This window comes from Aeromonas sp. Marseille-Q7275, from assembly GCF_965119515.1.
The window spans coordinates 155,078-179,436 of sequence record NZ_CBCPLW010000005.1 but is presented as its reverse complement, the minus strand read 5'-3'; the positions used below and the strand labels follow the sequence as shown (position 1 = coordinate 179,436).

26 protein-coding genes and 1 pseudogene are annotated in these 24,359 nt (G+C 63.6%); 10 read left to right on the top strand and 17 right to left on the bottom strand.

Going from position 1 to position 24,359, the window contains the following annotated elements; all coding sequences use genetic code 11:
- The first annotated feature begins 124 nt into the window (after positions 1–124).
- Entirely contained in the window at positions 125–1,138 is a 1,014-nt protein-coding gene (locus tag ACWPWQ_RS07115; protein ID WP_454009396.1) for a sensor domain-containing diguanylate cyclase, read from the top strand.
- A 131-nt stretch (positions 1,139–1,269) separates the two neighbouring features.
- Entirely contained in the window at positions 1,270–1,557 is a 288-nt protein-coding gene (locus tag ACWPWQ_RS07110) for a hypothetical protein (protein WP_265437572.1), read from the top strand.
- 98 nt (positions 1,558–1,655) lie between these two features.
- Here ACWPWQ_RS07110 and ACWPWQ_RS07105 read toward each other — a convergent pair whose 3' ends face one another.
- The 7 genes from ACWPWQ_RS07105 to ACWPWQ_RS07075 form a co-directional block, all read right to left on the bottom strand.
- Positions 1,656–1,910: a hypothetical protein gene (locus tag ACWPWQ_RS07105; protein WP_041204490.1), complete on the bottom strand. Its 255-nt coding sequence runs from the start codon at positions 1,908–1,910 to the stop codon at positions 1,656–1,658.
- A gap of 347 nt (positions 1,911–2,257) precedes the next feature.
- Positions 2,258–2,968, bottom strand: a complete 711-nt coding sequence (locus ACWPWQ_RS07100) for a substrate-binding periplasmic protein (protein ID WP_265437570.1) — start codon at positions 2,966–2,968, stop codon at positions 2,258–2,260.
- A 216-nt stretch (positions 2,969–3,184) separates the two neighbouring features.
- Positions 3,185–3,682, bottom strand: a complete 498-nt coding sequence (locus tag ACWPWQ_RS07095) for a GDYXXLXY domain-containing protein (protein WP_454009395.1) — start codon at positions 3,680–3,682, stop codon at positions 3,185–3,187.
- 216 nt (positions 3,683–3,898) lie between these two features.
- Positions 3,899–4,906, bottom strand: a complete 1,008-nt coding sequence (locus tag ACWPWQ_RS07090; protein WP_454009394.1) for a DUF4401 domain-containing protein — start codon at positions 4,904–4,906, stop codon at positions 3,899–3,901.
- A gap of 198 nt (positions 4,907–5,104) precedes the next feature.
- Positions 5,105–6,043, bottom strand: coding sequence for a DUF2157 domain-containing protein (locus tag ACWPWQ_RS07085; protein ID WP_454009393.1), 939 nt, complete (start codon positions 6,041–6,043; stop codon positions 5,105–5,107).
- A 207-nt stretch (positions 6,044–6,250) separates the two neighbouring features.
- A complete protein-coding gene (locus ACWPWQ_RS07080) occupies positions 6,251–6,808 on the bottom strand; it encodes a TMEM165/GDT1 family protein (protein WP_247626520.1) in 558 nt (185 codons plus the stop codon).
- A 256-nt stretch (positions 6,809–7,064) separates the two neighbouring features.
- A complete protein-coding gene (locus ACWPWQ_RS07075) occupies positions 7,065–7,394 on the bottom strand; it encodes a stress response translation initiation inhibitor YciH (RefSeq protein ID WP_454009392.1) in 330 nt (109 codons plus the stop codon).
- Between the two features lie 120 nt (positions 7,395–7,514).
- Between ACWPWQ_RS07075 and ACWPWQ_RS07070 the strand changes: the two genes are divergently transcribed.
- From ACWPWQ_RS07070 to ACWPWQ_RS07060, 3 genes are read left to right on the top strand one after another with little or no spacing between them, the layout of a single operon-like run.
- Entirely contained in the window at positions 7,515–7,742 is a 228-nt protein-coding gene (locus tag ACWPWQ_RS07070; protein ID WP_163149209.1) for a FeoA family protein, read from the top strand.
- Positions 7,739–10,009, top strand: a complete 2,271-nt coding sequence (feoB, locus tag ACWPWQ_RS07065; RefSeq protein WP_454009391.1) for a Fe(2+) transporter permease subunit FeoB — start codon at positions 7,739–7,741, stop codon at positions 10,007–10,009. The genes ACWPWQ_RS07070 and feoB overlap by 4 nt, the downstream gene beginning before the upstream one ends.
- 43 nt (positions 10,010–10,052) lie before the next feature.
- Complete coding sequence (locus ACWPWQ_RS07060; RefSeq protein ID WP_139436654.1) at positions 10,053–10,295, top strand: FeoC-like transcriptional regulator; 243 nt, start codon at positions 10,053–10,055, stop codon at positions 10,293–10,295.
- On the opposite strand, the gene ACWPWQ_RS07055 is transcribed toward ACWPWQ_RS07060, so the two are convergent.
- The 5 genes from ACWPWQ_RS07055 to ACWPWQ_RS07035 all read right to left on the bottom strand — a co-directional run bounded on the left by ACWPWQ_RS07055 (position 10,186) and on the right by ACWPWQ_RS07035 (position 13,458).
- A complete protein-coding gene (locus ACWPWQ_RS07055; RefSeq protein WP_454009431.1) occupies positions 10,186–10,989 on the bottom strand; it encodes a hypothetical protein in 804 nt (267 codons plus the stop codon). The two genes, ACWPWQ_RS07060 and ACWPWQ_RS07055, sit on opposite strands and share 110 nt — an antisense overlap.
- Entirely contained in the window at positions 10,935–11,378 is a 444-nt protein-coding gene (locus ACWPWQ_RS07050; RefSeq protein WP_454009390.1) for a sugar phosphate nucleotidyltransferase, read from the bottom strand. The genes ACWPWQ_RS07055 and ACWPWQ_RS07050 overlap by 55 nt, the downstream gene beginning before the upstream one ends.
- Positions 11,375–11,593, bottom strand: coding sequence for a sugar phosphate nucleotidyltransferase (locus ACWPWQ_RS07045; protein WP_454009389.1), 219 nt, complete (start codon positions 11,591–11,593; stop codon positions 11,375–11,377). Before ACWPWQ_RS07045 ends, ACWPWQ_RS07050 begins: the two co-directional genes overlap by 4 nt.
- 313 nt (positions 11,594–11,906) lie before the next feature.
- The gene (tapW, locus tag ACWPWQ_RS07040; RefSeq protein WP_106886444.1) at positions 11,907–13,046 is read right to left on the bottom strand and encodes a type IVa pilus ATPase TapW; all 1,140 of its coding nucleotides are present in this window, start codon (positions 13,044–13,046) and stop codon (positions 11,907–11,909) included.
- Between the two features lie 55 nt (positions 13,047–13,101).
- Positions 13,102–13,458, bottom strand: coding sequence for a DMT family protein (locus tag ACWPWQ_RS07035; protein WP_042654692.1), 357 nt, complete (start codon positions 13,456–13,458; stop codon positions 13,102–13,104).
- Between the two features lie 112 nt (positions 13,459–13,570).
- Here ACWPWQ_RS07035 and ACWPWQ_RS07030 point away from each other — a divergent pair, with 112 nt between their 5' ends.
- From ACWPWQ_RS07030 to ACWPWQ_RS07020, 3 genes are all read left to right on the top strand, one after another.
- Positions 13,571–14,320 carry a substrate-binding periplasmic protein gene (locus ACWPWQ_RS07030; protein WP_454009388.1) on the top strand — a complete coding sequence of 250 codons (750 nt, stop codon included), beginning with the start codon at positions 13,571–13,573 and terminating at the stop codon, positions 14,318–14,320.
- Positions 14,321–14,407: 87 nt separating this feature from the next.
- Positions 14,408–15,415: a vitamin B12 ABC transporter permease BtuC gene (gene btuC, locus ACWPWQ_RS07025; RefSeq protein ID WP_202046068.1), complete on the top strand. Its 1,008-nt coding sequence runs from the start codon at positions 14,408–14,410 to the stop codon at positions 15,413–15,415.
- A complete protein-coding gene (locus ACWPWQ_RS07020) occupies positions 15,402–16,187 on the top strand; it encodes an ATP-binding cassette domain-containing protein (protein WP_454009387.1) in 786 nt (261 codons plus the stop codon). The genes btuC and ACWPWQ_RS07020 overlap by 14 nt, the downstream gene beginning before the upstream one ends.
- Before the next feature lie 338 nt (positions 16,188–16,525).
- Here ACWPWQ_RS07020 and ACWPWQ_RS07015 read toward each other — a convergent pair whose 3' ends face one another.
- Positions 16,526–17,593, bottom strand: a complete 1,068-nt coding sequence (locus ACWPWQ_RS07015) for a 3-deoxy-7-phosphoheptulonate synthase (protein WP_394293987.1) — start codon at positions 17,591–17,593, stop codon at positions 16,526–16,528.
- 141 nt (positions 17,594–17,734) lie between these two features.
- On the opposite strand from ACWPWQ_RS07015, the gene ACWPWQ_RS07010 reads away from it, so the two are divergent.
- Entirely contained in the window at positions 17,735–18,115 is a 381-nt protein-coding gene (locus ACWPWQ_RS07010) for a diacylglycerol kinase (RefSeq protein ID WP_005328065.1), read from the top strand.
- An 83-nt stretch (positions 18,116–18,198) separates the two neighbouring features.
- On the opposite strand, the gene serA is transcribed toward ACWPWQ_RS07010, so the two are convergent.
- The 4 genes from serA to ACWPWQ_RS06990 form a co-directional block, all read right to left on the bottom strand.
- Positions 18,199–19,431: a phosphoglycerate dehydrogenase gene (gene serA / locus ACWPWQ_RS07005; RefSeq protein ID WP_139436667.1), complete on the bottom strand. Its 1,233-nt coding sequence runs from the start codon at positions 19,429–19,431 to the stop codon at positions 18,199–18,201.
- A 313-nt stretch (positions 19,432–19,744) separates the two neighbouring features.
- Positions 19,745–20,398, bottom strand: a complete 654-nt coding sequence (rpiA, locus tag ACWPWQ_RS07000) for a ribose-5-phosphate isomerase RpiA (protein WP_025327396.1) — start codon at positions 20,396–20,398, stop codon at positions 19,745–19,747.
- A 147-nt stretch (positions 20,399–20,545) separates the two neighbouring features.
- The gene (locus ACWPWQ_RS06995) at positions 20,546–21,142 is read right to left on the bottom strand and encodes a 5-formyltetrahydrofolate cyclo-ligase (protein WP_454009386.1); all 597 of its coding nucleotides are present in this window, start codon (positions 21,140–21,142) and stop codon (positions 20,546–20,548) included.
- Positions 21,143–21,245: 103 nt separating this feature from the next.
- Positions 21,246–22,592 carry a Na+/H+ antiporter NhaC family protein gene (locus tag ACWPWQ_RS06990; RefSeq protein WP_139436671.1) on the bottom strand — a complete coding sequence of 449 codons (1,347 nt, stop codon included), beginning with the start codon at positions 22,590–22,592 and terminating at the stop codon, positions 21,246–21,248.
- A gap of 321 nt (positions 22,593–22,913) precedes the next feature.
- Here ACWPWQ_RS06990 and dapB point away from each other — a divergent pair.
- Positions 22,914–23,714, top strand: a pseudogene (gene dapB, locus ACWPWQ_RS06985) (4-hydroxy-tetrahydrodipicolinate reductase); the annotation flags it as partial.
- Positions 23,715–24,359 lie beyond the last annotated feature (645 nt).

Genomic DNA, 24,359 nt, shown 5'->3' with positions numbered 1-24,359 from the left:
GCGGGGGCGCGCCAAAGTGTGAACGGGGTGGTATTTCCCCGGCCTACCCCTTTCTCGCACTTGTCTGGCGTGCCCCGAGTTGGCTAAGGTGGTCGCCCATCACATGCAGGTAGTGGAGAGCGGCATGGACAAGATATTGCAGACCCTGTCGGAGCGGGTCACCCAGGCGCGGGATCTGGAGAGCCTGACCCGGCCCCTGCTGGAGATGCTGGAGGCGGTGACCGGGCTGGAGTCGACCTATCTCACCGAGATCGATGAGGGGCAGAGTACCCAGCATATTCGCTATGCCCGCAACGTGGCCGAGCTGCAGATCCCGGAGGGGGCGGCGGTGGACTGGAGCGATACCCTGTGCCGGCGGGCCATCAATGAGGGGCGCCTGTTTACCGACAACGTGGCCGAGTGCTGGGGCGATTCGGATGCGGCCAGGATCATGGGCATTCGCACCTATCTGAGCAGCCCGGTGCGCACCTCGTCCGGCTCCCTCTATGGCACTCTGTGCGCCGCCAGCGCCGAGCGCAAGCCCATGGTGGCGGGCTCTGAGCAGCTCATCGGCTTCTTCGCCCGGCTGATCGCCGAGCATGTGGAGCGGGAGCAGTTGCTGCAGCAGTTGCAGCGGGCCAACGACGAACTGTCGCGCCAGGCTCTCTGCGACCCCCTGACCGGGTTGCCGAACCGCCGGGCCCTGATGCAGGAGCTGACCCGGTTGTTCTCCCTCTCGGATCGGGCCGGGCACCCTGTGCTCATCGCCTTTATCGATCTCGATGGCTTCAAGCAGATTAACGACATCCACGGTCACGAGGCGGGGGATCGGCTGCTCACCACCATGGCGCGTCAACTGGGCTCGGCCCTGCGCAGTGGCGACATGTTGGCGCGGATGGGGGGCGATGAGTTCGTCGCCGTGGGCATGGGCCCTATCCCGGGGGAGGAGACGGTCGAGGGGGCGGTGCGGTGCTTCGCGCGTCGGCTGTTCGAGCACAGCGTGCTGCAGTTGCCGATCCAGTCCCGGGTGCTGCACTACCCAGGGGCCAGCGTGGGAGTGGTGGCGGTCGACCCTGCGCACACCAGCGTCGACGAGGCCCTGCGCCAGGCCGATGCGCGCATGTATGATGTCAAGCGCCAGCGCCGCGCGCTGGGATGAGGGGCACCTGGCATCCAGGGCGCCCCGATTTATGGGAATGAGGCCAGGCACCGCGCCCTTGATGCCGCGCATTGTTGCCCCCGCGCCCGGGATGTTAGGATGCGTCTCCCTCAACACAGGCACTCTCTACCATGGCAAACCCTGTTATCGGCCATTACCGCGCCCTGGCGGCGAAAGTGGCCACCCTCTTTGCGGAGATCTGTGAGTTTCAGCAGCGCATCTGGGTGGTCAGCATCATCAAGGATGCCTACACCGACACCTTCATCGTCAACGAAGGCAGTTTCGAGGAGCCCATGCAGTGGATGCACCGCAAGGGCTACAGCGCCGAGATGCTGGCCCGGGTCGATGCCATGGCCCGCTCCCAGGTTGTCCAGCTGGAGCTCGGTGGGCAGCGCCACCGCCTGATGCGGGTCAAATAGCGGACCAAAGTCCCGATTTTGGCCCGAATGGCCAGAGCCACAAGGTTCGAGCCACTCACCCCGCTGCCTGATAGCCACCCCTGGCGGGGTTGCCCGGGTCATGACTTCTCGGTGGTGCGCTCCGGTTTCAATGCCCCCGAGTAGACGCAGATGGCGGAGTTGTAACTGTTGTAGGCGACGGCGTAGTTGAAGTCGCAGAAATAGGCCGGGTGCTTGGTGGCAACCGTGTCGCCCGCCTTGCATTTGTCCTGCATCCCCTCCACCAGAGAGTCATTGTTGGCGCCAAGACAGGCCTTGCCCGTGGTCTTGTCGCCGCCGCACGCCATCAGCAGGGCGCAAACCGAGATACTCATCAACCACTTCACTGTGCCTTGCATGTTCAATCCTGAGCTGTTCAAACGCGATGCCGGTGCCATGGACGCTGGGGTGCTGGGAGAGAGCGCCTGGGGAAGGGGGGCCGGCGGCCTGCCGTGGTGCGCGCCGCAACCCCTTGTCCGATAAGAGGGCCAACAGACTCCCGGCGCCATTTTACGGGCACGGGACGCTCCACGTCACCCCTTGTGGTGACAAGTACCTGATATTCAATGGTGTTTGTGAGGGAGTTCAAGCGGCTGGCGGGCAAGGGAGGGGCTGAGCAAGGGGAGCCGGGCCCAGAAAGCGAGAGGCCCATAACGGGCCTCTCTGCTGGCATCGATGGGCACTAGGGCGCCGGGAAGTACTTGTGCTGGATCCGCTGGAACTCGCTGCTGGCCAGCACCTGGGTCAGGCCGTGCTGGAACTCCTTGACCAGGGCATCGTCTACCGGATGGCTGAAGGCGAAGCAGAACTGCTCCGAACTCAGCACCCAGCGCACCTCGAACAGGGCGGGATCCAGCTGCTGGGCCTGGATGAGATCCATCAGGGTGGCCTTGTTGCTGGAGATGAGGTCGACCCGGCCCGAGGTAAGCATCCGCAGGGCCTGGGAGAGGCGGTTGGCTGTCATTATCTTCTGCTCGTCGAAGCCGCTGTTGAGCAGCAGCTGCTCCCCCACGTCGGCGCGTACGGCCCCTATGGTGTGCTGCTGGGCATCCTCCAGCCGGGTGAGCTTGAGGGGATGGCTGGCCAGCCCCATCAGCACGATTTCGGCATAGCCGATGGGGCAGGCCCACTTGAACAGGGGATCCCGCGCCTCGGTGCGGGCGGTGGTGAAGAGCACCACGTTGGGCTTCTGGGTCAGCAGGTAGTAGCCCCGGGCCCAGGGGAGGATGCTGATCGCCTGGGGCGGGGTGCCGGTCTTCTGCCACACCTGGTGCAGCAGCTCGATGGCAAAGCCGCTGGGGGTGCCATCTTCCCCGGTGAAGTTATAGGGCTTGTACTCTTCGGTGAGGTAGTGAAGCTTGCCAAGGGCCGGGCTGGCGCTGGCCTGCCCCATCTCCCCCGGCCCGCCCCAGAGTGTGGCTAAAAGTGTGGCCAAGAGGGCTCTCCTGCCCTTGATCCTTCCTATCCCTGTTCTCATCCTGACCGTCCTGCTGCCGAGTGCCCAGCTTCAAGTGTTGCCAAGCCACGGGGTTTCGCCAGCCGAAGGGGCGGACAATCGCCGTTGTCGTGCCAGGGCTTGGCGCAGCAGGGGGAGTGACAGCGCGCGCCATCACCAGGCCGGACGGGTATGGCCTATGGGCTTGAGGGCCTGATCGCGCAGGCCGACCAGCAGGGTTGCGCCGTCCGGTTGCAGCCTGAATTCACCATAGCGCGCCTGCTCGTACTGGGCGGCCGTCCCCTCCTCGAAGAAGAAGGCATCCGGCCCAATCCACCACTGCCCCTGCTGCCAGCGAGCCTGCAGCAGGCGCTGGTCCGGGGCCAGGGCGTCGGGGGCGCCTCCCTCAACGCGCTGCGCCACCTGCTGTTCATCGAGGCGGATGACCAGGGTCTGGGTGGCGGCGCCCTCCTGGTGCGGGCTCCCCAGCTGGCGGGCGAGGGCGTAGCTCAGGCGCATGTAATCCCCCTGCATCAGGGAGCGGGGGTCGACCGGGGCCAGCTCCAGCAGCACGGTTTCGCCGCTGCTTATGGCGTGCTCGAAGCGCCAGACGGTGACATTGAGGCCCACCAGGATGGCGAGGCCGGTCAGCAAGAGGCCAAGACGTCTCATAAGGGGATACTCCCATGCTGATGTTTGAGCCCTTGGTTGTCGCCGAATAACAGGGGGCCGGAGCCCGGCTGTGTGGCGAGGGCGGTCAGCAAGAGGGCAAGATGTCTCATAAGGGGATGCTCCCATGCTGGTGTTTGAGCCATTGGCCATCGCGCTGCGACAGGGGGCCGGAGTCCGGCTGTGTGGCGAGGACTGCCAGCAAGAGTCCAAGACGGCTCATGAGGCGATCTCCTTGCCGAGGATTTTCAACAGCTGGCGGGTGCCGAGCAGCAGGGCACCCGAGCCCAGCAGCAGCCAGGATTTGGTCATCAGGGTCAGCCCGAGATCGTAGTAGTAGAGGGAGCCAAAGCCGAGCAGCAGCAGGCCGGCCAGGGTCATGAGCCCGAGACTGCCGGCATAGAAGCCGAGCACCAGCACCAGGGCGCCGGCCCCCATGCCGGGGATGATGGCGCTGATCACCACCAGGGGCAGGCCATAGAGCAACGGCAGTTTCAGTTTCACCATGACGGCGAGCAGCAGGGCGGCGCAGAGCAGGGGATTGAGCCAGAGTGGCAAGCGTGAGAGCCCGAGCTCGTCGAGTGCGCTGGTGCCGCCGTCCCAGAGGGGATGGTGCAGTCGCCCCAGCACCAGCAGGGAGAGCGCCAGCCCCAGGGTGAGGGATTCATAGAGCGAATGGCGTTCTGGGTCGCGCTCGGCCTGCAGCCAGCAGAAGGTGAGGGCGGCCATCACCAGCGGCAGGGCCAGCAGTTGCAGGCCAAGGCAGGCGAGCCCCATGGTCAGCAGGATGGCGGCGGCGAAGCTGTGGAAGAGGCGAACCAGCCAGTGCTCGAACAGGGCGGCGATGGCCAGCGACAGCAGGGCCAGTCCCAGCCAGAGCGGGGCCGAGTGGGGGTCAATCTGGTCGATGAGGCCATAGAGCAGCCAGGCATCGGCCGCGAGCGCGAGCGCCAGCACGAACTGATCCCAGAGATCGCTGCGCCGGGCCAGGCGGTTGAGGCCGAGGGCGGCGGCCATCAGCAGGGTGCCCATGACGAGGGCGTGGTTTGGCTCGCGGACCAGGCTCTCGAAGGCCATGAACAGGAAGAACAGCAGGAAGAGGGCGGCCAGCCAGCCCACCATGCCGAGCAGGAAACGGCTCGACCAGTGCGGTTGCTCGTCCCGGGGGGCATCGCCCTCCACCAGATGGGCGGCCCGCAGCCTCTCCCAAGGGTTCAGATCAGACATGCTGCCTCCGTTGCTGTTGCAGCCAGCCGTTGGTGAGGACCGAGAGACCGGTGGCGACAGGGGCCTCGGCTGGCAGGTGCTGCCAAGGGCTCAGATCAGACATGCTGCCTCCGTTGCTGTTGCAGCCAGCCGTTGGTGAGGATCGAGAGACCGGTGGCGACAGGGGCCTCGGCTGGCAGGTGCTGCCAGGGGATCAGATCAGACATGCTGCCTCCGTTGTTGTTGCAGCCAGCGGCTGGCCATCACGGAGAGACCTATGGCGATGAGGGATAGCAGCAAAAAGCCGTTCATGTCCGGCTCCATCCACTTGCCCAGCGCCGCAAGGGTGACGGCGATAAGGCTCAGGCACCCCATGGCGAGCCCGGCGATGAATCTGTGGTGCCAGCGCAGATAGGCGGCGCCCAGCCAGGCGAGCCAGGCGGGCCAGACCCAGGGGGAGGCGGCATCGAACAGCGCCAGCAGGGCCAGCAGGGTAACCCCGAGCCCGGCGGCCAGCCCCGGGAGCCAGGAGGGCATGAGCGCGAGCCGGGCTGGGGCCAGGATGAGCGCCCCCCAGAGGGCGGCGTTGAGCAGGGTCAGGCACCAGCCGAGGGCTTCCTCATCGAAGGAGAAGAAGAGGTCGATGAGGCCGAGGCGCCAGTAGAGCACCAGCGCCAGCTGGCCGAGCAGCCAGGCGAGGGTCCAGAGCAGGGGGCTCCTGCCGAGCGCCGCCAGGGGCAGCAGCAACAGGGCCCAGGTGGCGAAGAGCTGCCAGGGATCGGCACCTGTCTGGTAGGTCTGACCCACCAGGGCCAGCAGGGCGCCTATGTTGAGGGCCAGGGCCAGCAGCAGGGCCTGGCGCGGGGTGTCGGCCAGGGGCTTGCGCCAGAGCACCAGCAGCATGGCGAGCAGGGGCAGCTCCAGCAGGGCGAGGCGGGAGAGACGGCCCAGGGCCTGCCAGTTGAAGGCGACGAAGAACACCAGGCCCGCCCCCAGGCAGAGGCAGCCGAGCCAGAGCAGCAGCCTGTCGAACAGCCACTGCCAGCGCACCGAGGTCGGGGGGAGATCGCACAGGGCGAGGGCGGCGGGCAATGACTCCCGGGGGAGACGACCGCGTCTGACCCAGTCGAGCAGGGTCTGTCTTGAGGTGAGGTGCATGGCGAGGCTCCTGAAGCCGTCGTGCCTGAGAGATAAGGCATTATGGCACGGCGCCGCGTCCCGGGGCAGACCCCGGTGGCGCTGATGCGACAGGGGCAGGGCATGAGTAACAAAAAAGCCCCGACCGGGAGGAGGGGGCTCTGATGACGGGCAGACGGGGATATGGATGGGTGCTCACGCCCATCCCGTCCCCTCGTTGCTGGTGGGTCAGACGAAGATCAGGGTGCTGGCGCCCAGGCCCACGAAGAGGATGGCGCAGGCGATGCGGATCCCCTGGAGGGGCAGCTTGTCGGCTCCCAGCTTGCCAAGCAGCACCACGGGCACGTTGGCCAGCATCATGCCGAGGGTGGTGCCGGCGATGACCTGGGTCAGGGAGTCGTACTTGGCCGCCAGCAGCACTGTGGCTATCTGGGTCTTGTCGCCGATTTCGGCGATGAAGAAGAGCACGAAGGTGGCCATGAAGGGGCCGTATTTGTCGAGCGAGCTCTCTTCATCTTCCATCTTGTCCGGCACCAGGATCCAGACCGCCATGGCGATGAAGGCGCCGGCGACCAGCCAGGTCATCACCTTGGGATCCATCCAGCGACTGATGAACTCCCCTATCCAGGCGGCCCCCGCATGGTTGAGCAGGGTGGCGACCAGCATGCCGGCGATGATGGGCCAGGGTTTGCGAAAACGACAGATGAGCAGCAACGCCAGGAGCTGGGTCTTGTCGCCGATCTCGGCGATGGCCACGCTCAGGGTTGAGGTTAACAAGGCTTCCATAAAAATGACCGGGGGACGGAATTGTTATAAACCAGAGACAAGCCTGCGCCATCCGTCCCCGGTATTGGCACTGGCCCGTCAAAGGTCTTGTCAAATCCGGCATTGCCCGGATCACCCTGACCATGGTGAGTTGGCACCAAGTATGTTGATCAGGATCGCGCACCGGGTTGGCACCCGTGGCGAGACTACTCCCCCTCGATGGGAGCCGGCATTCTAGGGAAAAACGTCCTCCGAAGCAAGGCGTGTGGCAGGGGGATCAGCCGCCCACCAGCTTGACCTGAAAGCCGGCCTTCTCCAGCTCGGCCTTGATAAGGTCCCGTTTGTCCCCCTGGATCTCGATGATCCCCTCCTTGAGGCCGCCGCCGGTGCCGCACTTCTTCTTGAGCAGGGTGGCGATGGTTTTCTGCTGTTCGGCCGGCACGCCGTGGATGGTGATGACACCGGCGCCCTTGCGTCCCTTGGTCTCGCGGCGGATGCGCACGACCCCGTCGGCGGGGAAGGGGGAGGCGCTCTGGGTGGGGGCGGATTCCTTGATGATGCCGCCGTCCGTGCTGTAGACCAGGCGGCTGTTGTTGTCGTGACTCATGGCAATACTTTGTCGGTTAGCTAAGCGGAGTTTGATTTTACGCAAATAAATGTTGAGGGCACAGCTTATAATCCTCCCCACTAAAAGCGAATTATTCTTGTTTAACTTCAGGAGCCCGTCATGGTACTCACAGAGTTGTCGCCGGGGCAGCGTGCTCGTATCAAGAACATGAACCAGCTTGGCCGCACCTTGCGACGCAAGCTGATGGTGATGGGGCTCCTGCCCCAGACCGAGATCCTCTATCTGCGGGCGGCCCCCCTGGGGGATCCGCTCCAGATCCAGTGCCAGGGCATCTGCCTCTCCATGCAAAAGAGCCTGGCCCAGCAAATCGAGGTCGAACCGGTATGAACTACTCCCTGGTAACCGTAGGCAACCCCAACAGCGGCAAGACCTCGCTGTTCAACGCCCTGACCGGTGCCCGCCAGCAGGTGGGCAACTGGAGCGGGGTCACCGTCGACAAGAAGATGGGCGAGTTTTCCGCCAAGGGGCAGGATTACACTCTGATGGACTTGCCCGGTATCTACTCCCTGGCCAATCAGGAGGCGAGCCTGGACGAACAGATCGCCAGTCGCTTTGTGCAGGGCCAGCAGCCGGACCTGCTGCTCAACGTCATCGATGCCGCCAACCTGGAGCGCTCCCTCTATCTCACCCTGCAACTGCGGGAATTGGGCCTGCCCATGGTGGTGGTGCTCAACAAGATGGATCTGCTGCAAAAGCGCCGCATCACCATAGACGAGGGGCTGCTCGGCCAGGCGCTCGGTTGCCCGGTGGTGTCGCTCTCGGCCCACAATCGCCAGCAGGTGGCGGCCTTCAAGGAGCAGATCCACCGGTTCATCGGCCAGCCCCAGCCTGCCCTGGTGCTCGATTACGGTCAGCCGCTGGAAGCCGACATCGCCGAGCTCGAGACCCTGCTCGCCCCTCACCACCTCAGTGACCGCGGCCGTGCCCTGCGCCTGCTGGAGGAGGACGTTGCCATGCAGGAGACCCTGGCGGCGGGTCAGCAGGCGGCGGCCGACAACGTGGTGAGCCGCGCCCACCACGCCCAGGACATCGATCTGCAACTGGCAGACCTGCGCTACGGCCACATCCACCACTGGTGCCAGCAGGCATGCCGCCATCAGGACAAGCTCACCGTCGCCCAGAGCGAACGGCTGGACAGGATGCTGCTCAACCGCTGGGTGGGGATCCCCTTCTTCCTGCTGGTGATGTACCTGATGTTCATGTTCGCCATCAAGGTGGGCAGCGCCTTCATCGACTTCTTCGACATCCTGGGGGGCGCCCTGTTCGTGGACGGAGTGCACCACCTGCTGGGGCTGGTGTCGGCACCCGACTGGCTGGGGGCCGTGCTCGCTGACGGGGTCGGCGCCGGTCTGCAGACGGTGGCGACCTTCATCCCAGTGGTGGGCTGCCTCTTCCTGTTCCTCGCCGTGCTGGAGAGCTCGGGCTATCTGGCCCGCGCCGCCTTCGTGGTGGATGCCCTGATGCGCCGCCTCGGCCTGCCCGGCAAGGCCTTCGTCCCCATGCTGATGGGCTTTGGCTGCACCGTGCCCGCGGTGATGGCGACCCGCACTCTGGGGTCGGAGCGCGAGCGGCTGATGACCTCGGCCATGGCGCCCTTCATGTCCTGCGGCGCCCGGTTGCCGGTCTATGCCCTGTTCGCGGTAGCCTTCTTCCCCGAATCGGGCCAGAACCTGGTGTTCGGCCTCTACCTGCTCGGCATACTGGTGGCGGTGCTCACCGGCCTCTTCCTGCGCAGCACCCTGCTGCCGGGCAAGAGCGACTCCATGGTGATGGAGATGCCGGACTACGAGTGGCCCCGTCCTGTGGATGTGGGGCTGCGCACCTGGCAAAAACTCAAGGCCTTCATCTTCGGCGCGGGCAAGACCATAGTGCTGATGGTGGCGGTGCTGAGCGTGCTCAATTCGCTGGGCACCGACGGCAGCTTCGGCAACCAGGATCAGGAAGACTCGGTGCTGAGCAAGATCAGCCAGTCGGTGACCCCGGTACTGCACCCCATCGGGATACGGGAGGAGAACTGGCAGGCCACGGTCGGCATCCTCACCGGCATCTTCGCCAAGGAGGCGGTGGTCGCCACCCTCAACAGCCTCTATGCCGGCAGCACCGGTGACGAGGAGGAGAGTGAATACTCCCTGCTCGGCAGCCTGAAGGAGGCGCTGGCCACCATTCCCGCCAACCTGGCGGACATAGATCCCGCCGATCCCATGGGGCTCAAGGTCGGGGAGCTGGCCGATCAGCAGGCGGCCGCCGAGGCCCAGGAGGTGGATACCTCCACCTATGGCAACATGCAGACCCACTTCGACGGGGCGGCCGGTGCCTTCGCCTACCTGCTGTTCGTGCTGCTCTACATGCCCTGTGCCGCCGCCATGGGCGCCCTGGTGCGGGAGACCGGCCGTCAGTGGGCCCTGTTCACCGCCGCCTGGTGCAACTACATGGCCTTCATGTGTGCCACCCTCTTCTACCAGCTGGCGACCTTTGCCGCTCACCCCGAGCAGAGCCTGCTCTGGACCCTGAGCTACGGGCTCTCCCTGGCGCTGCTGTGGTGGTTCGGTCGCCGCCACGGGGACATAGTCGCCCGCAAGGTGGTGACTCTGTGAGGGCGCAAACGAGGGGATGTCCCCATCAAGAGGAGGTCACGCCATGATATTGCGAGAGCTGGGTGATTATCTGGCGGCGCAGCAGAGGGTGAGCCGGCGGGAGCTGGCCCGCCACTTCCACACCTCGGAGGATGCGGTGGAGGCCATGCTCGGCGTCTGGATGCGCAAGGGCCGCGTCACCAAGCGGGAGACCCGGGTGTGCGGCGGCAGTTGCTGCGGCAAGAGCGAGGAGGTGATGTTCGAGTGGTGCGAACCCGGCCGGATCGGCCTGGTACAGCAGCGCTGAGCGCTCTGCCGCCAGAGAGCGTCGGCTGACAACAAGAGACCCGCCACTGGCGGGGCTCCTTTTTTGTGTTTGTTGCCGCCCCGGGGGGGGGGGGGCGCCGGGGCCCCCAACCCCGGCCCCCCCCCCCGGGGGGGCCGCCCCCTGCCCCCCCCCCGGCGCGAGAAAAGACCGGGGGCATCCTCGCAGGCGTTCTCCCCACCACCAGCCCTTCCGGCAGCCGGCAACCCTTGTCGATCACCACCCGGCGCAACCGGCAACCGGCCCCGATCTCGACCCGGGAAGAGATCACCGCGATCCAGGGTGCAGAGGAGTCGACCACGTTGTTGAACAGTACAGAGCTCACGATGAAGGAGCCGCTGACTATAGTGCCGCCGGCGAACAGGGAGTTGATGGTCATGCCGTGTTGGCCGTTCTGATCCTGCACGAACTTGGCGGGGGCCGTCATCTTCTGGCTGGTCAGATGGGCCAGTCTGATCGTAGATGTCGAGCTCGGGGTCCACCGAGCCGGGATATCCATATTTCTGCAGAGGAGTCTGATCCCCACATCGCGCCAGTAGAGGCGTTTTTGCGGGCAGCAGCCGACGCAGGAGAGGCTGAACGGATGGGCATAGGCAGTGCCCTCCTTGACCACCCGCGGGATCACGTCCATGCCAAAATCGTGGTGGGACTGCGAGTTGGCGAGATCCTCTTCCAGCAGCTGATAGAGGTAGTCGGCGTCGAAGATGTAGACCCCATGGAGGCCAGCGCGGTGTCGGGTTGCCCGGCATGGCGAGGCGGGTCGGCGAGGCTCTCGACGAAGGCGTTGATCTTGCGGCTCTCGTCCACCGCCATCACGCCGAAGGCGCTGGCCTCCTGGCGCGGCACTTCGATGCAGGCCACCGTCACCCGGCTGCAGGTTGACGTGATCGAGCAGCATGGCGGCGTAATCCATCTTGTAGATGTGATCCCCCGCCAGCACCACATATTTGGGGCCGTGCTCTGAATGATGTCCATGTTCTGGTAGACCGCATCGGCGGTGCCGCGATACCAGCTGACCTCGTCAATGCGCTGCTGGGCCGGCAGCAGCTCGATGAATTCGATCATCTGGTAGCGCAGGAAGGACAGCCCGACTGCAGGTGACGCAGCAGACTGTGAGACTTGTACTGGGTGACCACGCCGATCCGGCGGATCGAGTTGATGCAATTGGAGAGGACGAAGTCGATGATGCGGAACTTGCGCCAAAATGAACGGCCGGTTTGCCTGTTGTCCGTCAACTGCTGGAGCCGACTTCCTCGCCCCCCGGCTAACACCAACGCCATGGTCTCGTTCAATAACTTTGTCTGGACCTTGCTGTGTTGGCTGGTTGTATAACATTGAATACCCCTTTATTGATATACCTCCTCAATGGTGCCTCCGCTGGGGCCTTCTTGAGGGTTTTCAGCCCGGGTGTGGGTATTAAAACTGTTTTTTTTGTCATTTTTGTGAGCGCGCGCCATTGCCAATCAAATGGGGGCTCGGTGGGTGGTCGAATAAGGGGCAGAGGGCAGAGGGAGGGGGGGGGGAGCCGCCGTGCTCTTGTTGAACACCCGGCCGCGAGGGCGGCCGGGTATGGCGGGGGAGGGCTGCGCCTGACTAGAAGAGATCGTTGTTATCATCCTTGGTGGGCTCCAGGCTCCAGCCGCTGGCCGCCGCACTGTTGCCTATCTGCCCCTTCTCGCGCCAGAGTTTTATCTTGAGGCGCAGGTTGTTCTGGGAATCTGCGTTCTTGACCGCCTCTTCTTCGTCTATCACCCCCTCCACTACCAGATCGAACAGGGTGCTGTCGAAGGTGACCATGCCAAGGGCCCTGGATTTCTCCATGATCTCCTTGAGGCCGCCAAACTCGCCGCGCTTGATGAGATCGCGAATGGTGTGGGTGCCGAGCATCACCTCCACCGCCGCCCGGCGGCCGCCATCGGTGGTCTTCACCAGCCGCTGGGAGACGAAGGCCTTGAGGTTGTTGCCAAGATCGTTGAGCAGCTGCGGGCGGCGCTCCTCGGGGAAGAAGTTGATGATGCGGTCCAGCGCCTGGTTGGCGTTGTTGGCATGCAGGGTGGAGATGGCAAGGTGGCCTGTCTCGGAGAAGGCCAGGGCATGCTCCATGGTCTCGCGGTCGCGAATTTCCCCGATGAGGATGACGTCCGGCGCCTGGCGCAGGGTGTTCTTCAGGGCCGCGTGGAAGCTGCGGGTATCCACCCCCACCTCCCGCTGGTTGATGATGCTCTTGCGGTGGCGATGGACGAACTCCACCGGATCCTCGATGGTGATGATGTGGCCGCCGCTGTTGCGGTTGCGATGGTCGATGAGGGCCGCGAGCGAGGTGGACTTGCCAGAGCCGGTGCCGCCGACGAAGAGCACCAGACCGCGCTTCTCCATGATGGTGTCGAGCAGCACGGGGGGGAGCTTCAAGTCCTCGAAGCGGGGGATCTCGGTCTTGATGTTGCGCGCCACCAGGGAGACCTCGTTGCGCTGCTTGAAGATGTTGACCCGAAAGCGGCCTATCTGGGGCAGGGAGATGGCGAGGTTCATCTCCAGCTCCTTCTCGAACTGCTGCTTCTGCTCCGAGTCCATGAGCTCGGCGGCTATCCTGGCCACCTCGCCCGGCTCGAGCGGCACCTCGTTCAGGGGGCGCAGGGCGCCGTTGAACTTGGCGCAGGGGGGGGCGCCGGTGGAGAGATAGAGGTCGGAGCCATCCTGCTTGGCCAGGATCTGTAGCATGTCTCGCAATTCCATGTGTTGCCTCGTCACTCAAAGAAATAGGGGGAGCAATGTGCTTGAGTGTACAGCCTCAGGCACCGGTCAGTTTCTCGCGAAACACAAAAAACACCGCGCCCAGGATGCACAGGCCGGCCCAGAGGTAGTCCCACTTCAGGTCCTCCTTCAGATAGAAGATGGAGAAGGGGACGAACACGGTGAGGGTGATCACCTCCTGCAGGATCTTGAGCTGACCGACGGTCAGCACTGTGTGGCCGATGCGGTTGGCGGGCACCTGCAGCAGGTACTCGAACAGGGCGATCCCCCAGCTCACCAGGGCGGCGATGATCCAGGGTTTGTGGTTCATGCTCTTGAGATGGGCATACCAGGCGAAGGTCATGAAGACGTTGCTGCAGATCAGCAGACCGATACTGGTGATGATAGGGTTCATTAGGTTCTCCTTTGAAATCAATGCATTTTATCTCGACTCCACGGGTTTCCATAAGTGGGGCTTGAGGGTATTTTTAACCCACAAGGATGTGGCAACAGAAGGTTGAAACTGGATGGGCAAGACAAGCTGGGGAGTGCTTGGTCTGTTGTTTGCCTGTATGACGCCCGTTACCGCGATGGCGAACGGAGCGCCAACCCTGACGGTGGTGACCGATGTCTGGCCCCCGTTTCGCATGCTCGCGCAGAACGACGAGTTCCATGGTCTGGATATCGACATTTTGCGCCAGCTGCAGGCTCGCAGCGGCATAGTGCTCACCCTCAAGCGGGTGCCCTGGGGACGGGCACTCAAGCAGATGCAGACAGGTCAGGCGGACTTGATGATAGGGCTGGCCCACACGCGAGAGCGGGCGGCTTTCATCGATTACCTGCAACCGGCCTATTACCAGTGCAGGCCGGCCTTCTACGGCAAGGCGGCGGCGGTGGCCACCCTGAAAACCTACGAGGATCTGCGCGGCAGGGAGATAGGCTATGTGCTCAACTCCGCCTATTTCGCCCCCTTCGACGACGACGGCCGGCTCGACAAGCACGGGGTGCCCACCGAGGATCAGTTGCAGCGCATGGTGGAGCGGGGTCATCTGCCCCTGATGATAGGCACCGACTGCCAGGTGGATTACGCCCTGAGCCAGCGCAACGACGCCGGCCTCATCAAGGCGGACTACCGCCCGCCCCACCCCGTGGTGCTCTACCTGGGCATGAGCAAGCACTCACCCCACCATGCGCTCGGGCCTGCACTGTCGCAGGCGTTGCAGTCCATGGTGGAGAGCGGCGAGATAGCGACGCTGGCCAAGCCTTACCAGCCTTGACCTTGGGTGGTAACGCGCTGTTATCATGCAGCTTTCCTGCTGGCCCCCGGTTCGGGGGCGGCACCTGTCTCATTTCGGGGATCCCGCGTGTATCTCGCTCTCATCCACCGCCAGCAGCGCTGGCAGCGCCACTGGCTGCTCGCCCTGTCGCTGCTCGTGCTCTCCCTCTTCCTGCTCTCCCTTGCCCTGGGGGAGTTCGTGCTGCTGCCCTGGCAACCCCTGGGGGAGCTGGAGCTGCGCATCCTGCTGGAGCTGCGGCTGCCGCGCGCCCTGCTGGCCCTGCTGGCGGGGGCGGCACTCGCCTGTGGCGGCGCCGTGCTGCAGGTGATGCTGCACAACCCTGTGGCCGAACCCGGCCTGCTCGGCGTCTCGAGCGGGGCTGGCCTCGCCGCCATGGTGGCGATGGCGGTGGCCAGGTCCCTCGGGGTCTACCTGCCGGGCTGGGGGTTGTCGCTGGCGGCCTTCGGCGGCGCCCTGGTGGTGACCATGCTGCTCATCCACCTGGCGCGCCGGGCCCGGCTCGGCCACACCCGGTTGCTGCTGTTCGGGGTGGCCATCGGCATCCTCACCAATGCGGCCATGACCTGGCTGATGTACTTTGCCGACGACGGCTCACTGCGGGAATTCATGTTCTGGATGATGGGCAGCCTCTCCTATGGCAGCCAGCAGCTCGCCTGGTGGTGGCTGGTGCTGCCGCTGACCCTCGGCTGGCTCTGCTGGCAGGGCCGGGCGCTGCAACAGCTGCTGCTGGGGGAGACCCAGGCTAGGCTGATGGGGATGAACGTGGACCGCATGCGGGTGCGGCTGGTGCTGGCGGTCTGCCTGCTCACCGGGGTGGCGGTGTCCCTGTGCGGTGTCATCGGCTTCGTCGGCCTGGTGGTGCCCCACCTGCTGCGGCTGTGCGGCGGCAGCGATCAGCGCTTCCTGCTGCCCGCCTCGGCGCTGGGGGGCGGCGCCCTGCTGCTCGGCGCCGATCTGGTGGCGCGCTCGGCCCTTCATGCCGGTGAGCTGCCCATAGGCGTCATCACCGCCTCGGTCGGGGCGCCGCTCTTTATCTACCTGCTGCTGAGGCAAGATGCCGATGTCTCCCGTTAACTCCTCCCCCGATCCCCTCTGGCTGCTGGAGGCGCGGGCCCTCGGGATCCCTGCGCGGCTCTCCCCCCTGGATCTCGCCTGGGCGGGGGGGCAGCTGGTGGCCCTGCTCGGCCCCAACGGCAGCGGCAAGTCGACCCTGCTCGGCGCCCTGGCGGGTATTCTGCCCGCCGAAGGAGCCGTGCTGCTGGGAGGGGAAGTGCTCACCGATCTGAGCTGGCCGGAGCTTGCCAGGCGCCGCGCCATGCTGCCCCAGCGTCAGCCCCAGCTGTTCCATATTCCGGTGTTCCAGGTGCTGAGCCTGGGACTGGATGAGGAGGGGTTGCCCGAGGCGCAGGGCAGGGCGGTGGCCGAGATCTGCGCCGCGCTGGAGCTGGATGCCCTGCTGGCGCGGGACTTCAGCCGTCTCTCCGGCGGGGAGCAGCAGCGGGTGCTGATCGCCCGCACCCTGCTGCAACTGTGGCCAGGTCTCAACACAGATGGGCGGGTGCTGCTGCTGGACGAGCCCCTGGCGGGACTGGATCTGCACCATCAGCTGGCCCTGCTGCGGCTGCTCAAGCAGCTGGCCGGGCAGGGGTTGCTGGTGGTGATCGCCATCCACGACATCAACCTGGCCATCGACTGGGCGGATCGCATCCTCTGCCTGCAACAGGGTCGGGTGGTGAGCGAGGGGGGCGTGGAGGTCATCGACGAAGCCTTGCTGGAGCGGGTGTTCCAGATCAAGACGGATCGCGTCGAGGCGGCCGGCCGCACCTGGTTTATGCCGAGCCTGTGAGGCGGGCTTCCCCCTCATCCCCAGCCCTTCTCCCACTCTTTTAAAATAAGTGGGAGAAGGGAGCCGCTCCGTATGCTGCGGATACAGCATTGATAACCTGCAGGGCTGGGTGAAGCCAAGGGCGAGGGAGTCACCGTGGAAATGAAAAGAGCCAGGCATCTGTGATGCCTGGCTCTTTGAATGGGTAGATAGCACGTTGAGCGGTGGCTCAGGCTTTCTGCTTGTCCAGCCGCACCTGGGCCGCTTCGGCCAGCATGGCCAGCAGGGTCTCGGTGTCTTCCCATGCACGACAGCCAGGCATCCGTGATGCTCTGGGCCCAAGGAGGATGACGCAGCCGTTAACCCTGGCGGGTTTTCTCCAGCCGCACCTGAGCCGCCTCGGCCAGCATGGCCAGCAGGGTCTCGGTGTCTTCCCACGACAGGCATGCATCCGTGATGCTCTGGCCAAAGGTGACGGCGCAGCCGTTCTCCACGTCCTGACGCCCTTCCACCAGGAAGCTCTCGGCCATGATGCCGGCGATGCCGGTGCGGCCGCGGCGCAGCTGATCGCAGATATCCTGCGCCACCAGCAGCTGGCGACGGTGATCCTTCATGCTGTTGCCGTGGCTGAAGTCCACCACCAGGCGCTCCGGCAGGCCCACGTCGGCCAGGGCCTCACAGGCCTCGTCGATACTGGCGGTGTCGTAGTTCGGTCTGTGGCCGCCACGCAAGATCACATGGCCATAGGGGTTGCCGGCGGTGCGGTAGATGGTCATCTTGCCGTCCTTGTCCGGGGAATAGAAGATGTGGCTGTGGCGGGCGGCGCGCACCGCATCGATGGCGATGCGGGTGTTGCCGTCGGTGCCGTTCTTGAAGCCCACCGGGCAGGAGAGGGCGGAGGCCATCTCGCGGTGCACCTGGGATTCTGTGGTGCGCGCGCCTATGGCGCCCCAGGTGATGAGGTCGCTGATGTACTGGCCGGTCACCATGTCGAGGAATTCGGTGGCGGTGGGCATGCCCATCTCGTTGATGTCCACCAGCAGCTGGCGGGCCAGCTTCAGCCCTTCATTCACGTCGAAGCTGCCGTCGAGGCGCGGATCGTTGATCAGCCCCTTCCAGCCGACGATAGTGCGCGGCTTCTCGAAGTAGGTGCGCATCACTATGCACAGACTCTCTTTATACTGCTCGCGCAGGGTGTTGAGGCGCTGGGCATATTCGCGGGCGGCGGCCGGATCGTGGATGGAGCAGGGGCCGACGATGACCAGCAGGCGCTGATCCTCACCGGCCAGAATGGCTTCTACATCGTGGCGGGCATCCAGCAGGTTCTGGGCGACGGTGTCGTTTAACGGGAAGGCGTGCGCCAGCTCGCTCGGAGTGATCAGGGACTCTAGGCGACGGGTGCGCAATTCATCGGTGTGAATGGACATACGACTCTATTCTCGAGTGAATAAGGGGGGCGGGATGCCAAAATGCAAGGGGATAAAATAAAGCAAAAATCCCCCGATGGAAACCTTGGGAGGCTCTGATAGGATGTGAGCCTAAAAGCCATTTCAAATGAGGTAGTTATCGTGGCAAAGCCAGGCGCGACCGGGGTTACCCGCATCATCAACGCAACCGGTTACAGCATGAAGGGTCTCAAATCGGCCTGGATTAACGAGGCGGCCTTCCGTCAGGAGCTGGTGCTTGTCTTGGCTCTGATGCCGCTGGCAGGCTGGCTCGGCAACTCCCTCAACGAGATCCTGCTGCTCATCTGCATCAGCTGGCTGGTGGTGATCGTCGAGGTGCTCAACTCCGCCATCGAGGCGGTGGTGGATCGCATCGGTTCCGAGCATCACGAGCTGTCGGGGCGCGCCAAGGATCTCGGCTCCGCCGCCGTCTTCATCGCCCTGGCCCTCAATGCCCTGGTGTGGGGCGCCTTGATTGGCCGCAATCTGCTGGGCTGGTGGTAGCTTGCGAGAGCAACCTTTCTCCTGACATAAAAAAGCCCGTCGTCGAGACGGGCTTTTTGCTGGCCTGGCGCCGGGCTCAGGTATTAGTGCAGGATCCGGGCACGTATGGTGCCGTTGATCTCCTTGAGACGGGAGAGCGCCTTCTCGCTGTGCTCGGTTTCCACGTCGATCACCACATAGCCGATCTCGCTGCTGGTCTGCAGGTACTGACCGGCGATGTTGATCCCCTCGTCGGCGAAGATCTGGTTGATCTGGTTCATCACGCCCGGCTGGTTGCGGTGGATGTGCAGCAGGCGGCTGGAGCCCTTGTGGCCCGGCAGGGAGACTTCCGGGAAGTTGACGGCGGAGAGGGTGGAGCCGTTGTCTGAGTACTTGACCAGCTTGTTGGCCACTTCCAGACCTATGTTCTCCTGGGCCTCCTGGGTGGAGCCGCCAATATGGGGGGTCAGGATCACGTTGTCCAGGCCGCGCAGCGGGGTCAGGAACTCCTCGTCGTTGGACTTGGGCTCGCTCGGGAAGACGTCGATGGCGGCGCCGGAGAGGTGACCGCTCTTGATGACGTCGGCCAGGGCATCGATGTCCACCACGGTACCGCGGGAGGCGTTGATGAAGATGGCGCCCGGTTTCATCATGCGCAGTTGCTCGGCGCCGATGAGATCCTTGGTGGAGGCGGTCTCCGGTACGTGCAGGCTGATGACGTCAGACATGTTGAGCAGCTCCACCAGGTTCGGTACCTGGATGGCGTTGCCCAGCGAGAGCTTGTTCTCGATGTCGTAGTAGTAGACCTTCATGCCGATCATCTCGGCGATGATGCCAAGCTGGGTGCCGATGTGGCCGTAGCCTATGATGCCGAGCTTCTTGCCGCGGGCTTCCACCGAACGGTTGGCAAGCTTCTCCCAGACGCCGCGATGGCACTTGGCGTTCTTCTCGGGGATGCCGCGCAGCAGCAGCAGTATCTCCCCCAGCACCAGTTCGGCCACGGAGCGGGTGTTGGAGAAGGGGGCGTTGAAGACGGGAATGCCGCGCACGTGGGCGGCATCCAGGGAAACCTGGTTGGTGCCGATGCAGAAGCAGCCGATGGCGACCAGCTTGCCGGCGGCATCCAGCACCTTCTCGGTGATCTGGGTGCGTGAACGCAGGCCCACGAAATGCACGTCACGAATGCGCTCGATCAGATCCTCTTCCGACAGAGAGGTCTTCAGATACTCGACATTGGTGTAGCCGGCTGCCCGAAAGGTCTCTACCGTGTTGGGATGCACCCCCTCCAGCAGCAGTACTTTGATCTTATCCTTGTCCAGCGAAAACTTGGCTGTCATGACGTTCCCTCTATTGTTTGAAAAATGCGTTCAGGCTTGCGGTGTGAAGAAAACCGTAAAGTAGCAAAAACGTTTGGGAGAGGGAATATTTGTGACGAAAGTCAAATTCTTTGAAGTTATCAACGTTTTTTGCAGCCTGCCTGGTGCAACCCATTGAGCCATAAATAGAAACGGCGCCATCAGGCGCCGTTGTCCATTCGCGGGGGCAATAATGGGGGGCTGGTGACCCCGCGAGCCCTCCCGCAGTCAGCCTTATTGCGTGACCACGCCCTCTGGCGTGCCAATCAATACCACGCCGACCATGGCAGATGCCTTATTGGGTGACGACCCCATCCGGAGTACCGATCAGTACCACGTCGGCGCCGCGATGGGCGAACAGGCCGTTGGTGACCACGCCCACGATGGCGTTGAGCTGCACTTCCAGCCCTTTGGCGTCGGTGATGGCCATGCCCTTGACGTCCAGAATGATGTTGCCGTTGTCGGTCACCACACCCTCACGCCACACCGGGTTGCCACCCAGTTTCCTGATCTCGCGGGCCACGTATTCGCGGGCCATGGGGATCACCTCCACCGGCAGCGGGAACTGGCCCAGCACCTCGACTGTCTTGGTGTTGTCGATGATGCAGATGAACTGGTCGGCCACGGCCGCGACTATCTTCTCGCGGGTCAGGGCGGCGCCGCCCCCCTTGATCATGTCGCGGGTCCCGTTGATCTCGTCGGCGCCATCCACGTAGACGGAGAGGGCATCGATGTCGTTGAGGTCAAACACCGGGATGCCGAACCCCTTGAGGCGCTCGGTGGAGGCGATGGAGCTCGATACCGCGCCCTTGATCTCGTCCTTCATGGTCGCCAGTGCGTCGATGAAGTGATTGACGGTAGAGCCGGTGCCCACCCCGACTATGGTGCCGGGTACCACGTATTTGAGCGCAGCCCAACCGGCCGCCTTCTTCATTTCATCTTGAGTCATGATGGATCCTTATGGAAAAAGCGGGCGCATTATATCCAAGCATCCTGCCCAGAGCGACCATGGCGGTCACGTTCCGGGGCAAAAAGCCCCAAGATGTAAATCGTTTGCCTGTTTATTGAACCGAGGGGGCCGAGCTCCCCGTCAGGGTCATCCAAAGTGCCAGCTGCGGCTGGGGGTGATGATCTGGGGCAGCGGCACGTCCCACTGCGCCTGGGGCACGGCGTCCACCTGCTGGCAGTCGTGGGCGAGTCCCAGGGGACTTGGGCCCAGCCCGTGTTCGTGCCAGCAGGCCAGGGTGCGATCGTAATAGCCGCCCCCCATGCCGAGCCGGTTGCCCTCGGCATCGAAGGCCACCAGCGGGGTGCAGATGAGATCCAGCATGCTGTGGGGCAGCACCTGCTGCACATCGAGTTCGGGCTCGGCGATGCCATAGCGGTTGCGGGTCATGGGGCTGGTGGCGGTGTAGCGCAAGAAGAGCAGGTGACCCGGGGTGAAGGGGTGCAACACCGGCAGGTAGACCTCCTTGCGCTGGCTCCAGAGCCAGTGAATGGCGGGCAGGGGATCGAGCTCGCCGTCATTGGCCAGATAGAGGGCGATGCGTCTGGCCGCCTGGATCTCGGGGTGTTCCTGAAAACGCGTGACTAGTTGCTGGGCCGCCGCCTGCTGCTCGGCCTGACTCAGGCTCTTTCTGCGCTGGCGTATGAGCTGGCGCAGGCTTTGGCGTTCGGGTTGGGTATCCGGCATGGGGGCTCCTTGGCGAGGATGGGCTTGGGCTACCTTAGCAAGGGGCTGACGGGATGAAAAGTCGATGGCAGGGCCGCGGCGAGGCGGCCCCGAAGGTCAGATGTCAGACGCGCTGGGCGGCGGGGGCCACAGCGCCCGTCTGGTGCTTGAGGAAGACGGCCACGATGGCGGCCAGGGCCAGCGCCATGGGGTAGAAGCTCATGCTCACCACGGCCAGCGGCGAGAGGGCGAAGATGGAGCCCAGCAGCAGCGCCTGGGCGCCCCAGGGGATGAGGCCCTGCACCACGCAGGAGAAGATGTCCAGCATGGAGGCGGCGCGGCGCGGGGTGACCCCGTGATGATCCGCGAGATCCCTGGCCACCTTGCTCGCCACTATGATGGCGACCGTGTTGTTGGCGGTGCAGAGGTTGGTCAGTCCCACCACGCCGGCGATGCCGAGCTCGGCCGCCTTCTCGTTTTGCTCGCCGTCGTGGGCACGGGTGAAGCGGGCGATGAGGGCGGCGATGCGGGCGCTGATCCAGGCAAGGCCTCCCTGGCGCTCCATCAGGGCGCCGAGACCGCCGATGAGCATGGAGAGCAGGAAGATCTCCTGCATGCTGGTGAAGCCCTGGTAGATGTCCTTGCTGAACTGGCCGAGGGGATAGCCTCCGATCATGCCAACGCCACCGGCGGCCAGGATGCCAAGACCGAGCACCACGAAGACGTTCATGCCACCGAGTGCCAGTACCAGGATCAGCAGGTAGGGCATCACCTTGAGCAGATCAGCGCTGGCGTTGGCGGCGGGGGCCTCACCGGTGGAGCCCAGCAGCAGGTAGAGCAGGATCACCAGCACGGCGGCGGGGGCGGCAATCTTGACGTTCTCGCGGAACTTGTCCTTCATCTCGCAGCCCTGGCTGCGGGTCGCCGCTATGGTGGTGTCCGAGATGATGGAGAGGTTGTCGCCGAACATGGCGCCGGAGAGAATGGTGCCCGCCATCAGCACGGGATCGATGCCGGTGGCCTGGGCGACGCCCAGCGCCACGGGGGCCACTGCCCCTATGGTGCCCATGGAGGTGCCCATGGCGGTGGCAATGAAGGCGGAGATGAGGAAGAGACCCGGCAGCAGGAACCAGCCCGGGATCAGGGAGAGGCCGAGGGCGACGGTGGCATCCACCCCGCCGGTGGCCTTGGCCACGGTGGCGAAGGCGCCCGCCAGCAGATAGATGAGGCACATGGCCATGATGTTGCTGTCACCCACCCCCTTGAAGAAGGTCTCAAGGTTCTTGTTGAAGCCCTCCTTGCCCAGCATCAGCGCCAGCATGACGGCGGGCAGGGCGGCCACGGGGGCGGGCAACTGGTAGAAGGCGAACTCGACCCCCTGCAGGGTCAGCCAGGTGCCGGTACCGATGAAGAGAGCAAGAAAGACCAGAAGGGGCAGCAGGGCTCTGGCACTGGGTTGGGTCTGGATCATGTGTTCCTCGAGACTTGAACAATGACCTCCTGTCGCAGCCTGTGTTGGCCCGGGTATGTTCGGACACAGGGTAGGCATCCTGCCGCTATGGGGGGCTTACAGTAGTGAGTCGGGGGCATCTGGTCAAGATAGACGTCCAGATGGATAGGCCTTTTTCTTTTGTGATTCTGATGTGCTGATTAAATTCGTCAAATATTCGGAGTTAATCATAATTTGTTGTTGATATGGCGGCGCCGAGCCGACGGCCACGGAAGGCTTTTCAAAGCCGGCGCGGGCTGGTAAAACGGTCTCTTTCCATAATAAAGAGATGAGAGGGTGGAGATGGACAATCCGATCCGTGTGGCCGTGATGGGCTGTAATGGTCGTATGGGAAAGGTGCTGCTGGAGGCCATTACCAACGCCGAGGGCGTGGTGGTCGGTGCGGCGCTGGAGCGACCTGGCTCTGCCGTGATAGGCCTGGATGCGGGTGAACTCAATGGCCTGGGTCGGCTTGGGGTCATCATCAGCGACAGTCTGGACAAGGTGCGGGACGAGTTTGATCTCATCATCGACTTCACCCGCCCCGAGGTGACCCTGGCCAACCTGGCCTTCGCCCTGGCCCATGGCAAGCAGATGGTGATAGGCACCACCGGCTTTGATGACGCAGGCAAGGCCGCGCTGCACGAGGCGGGCAAGCAGATCGGCATCGTGTTCGCGTCCAACTACTCGGTCGGCGTCAACCTGGTGTTCAAGCTGCTGGAGCAGGCCGCCAAGGTGATGGGGGATTACACCGACATCGAGATCATCGAGGGGCACCATAGACACAAGGTGGATGCGCCGTCCGGCACCGCGCTCTCCATGGGGGAAGTGGTGGCGAAAACCCTGGGCCGGGATCTCAAGGAGTGTGCCGTCTATGGCCGCGAGGGGATCACCGGCGAGCGGGATCGTAACACCATCGGCTTTGCCACCATCCGCGCCGGGGATCTGGTGGGGGAGCACACCGTCATGTTTGCCGACATCGGCGAGCGGGTGGAGATAAGCCACAAGGCCTCGAGCCGCCTGACGTTTGCCAATGGCGCCGTGCGGGCGGGCAAGTGGCTCGGCCAGCAGGGGGCGGGTCTCTACAACATGCAGGACGTACTCGACCCTCAGAAGGGCACAGCGAGCCCGACCAGTAGCCTCCTTCCCCGATCTGGTATTGGTTTGCCCCGGCTCGCCGGGGGTTTTGTTTATGGTTTTTGTAAAAACAAGCGTTAAGCACCGCTTTTGTGGTGAACTGCCTAAATCGCCTCTTCCCATTTCTTCGCCACACTCCTGCGACAAAAATGTCATCAGAGGGTAACGGGAACGGGTCTCAATCTTCCCTGTAGCCCGCTTTTTTCACACCAGGTCAAACAGACTAAAAATGCAATCAAAGAAAAACGTTTTCTATTTTTCGGAGTCAGTTTTCTATCGCCAAATGGCACTTTTTGGCTTTCGTTGTTTGTTTTTTAAATTCATATTTGTCTGTTTATTAAAGATAAAATATCGATTTTTGTCTGTCAGGTGGCATGGGTGGGTGCTTTTGTTTCGGGTTTTGGCTTTTCTTTTTGGGGAGGGGGTTGCAAAGCGCCTTAGTGCATAGATAATGGGTAATGTTGCTTGTTTATTGAATTTAGATGCATTTCAAACGAGAAAAGACGTTGAAATGAGATCGTTTTTAAGTAGAATGCGCCCAATTTGCCAGAAATCTGCCGGGTTTGAGCCCTGTTTCAAACAGCGTCCGGACCCGCAACACCCAGGTAAATT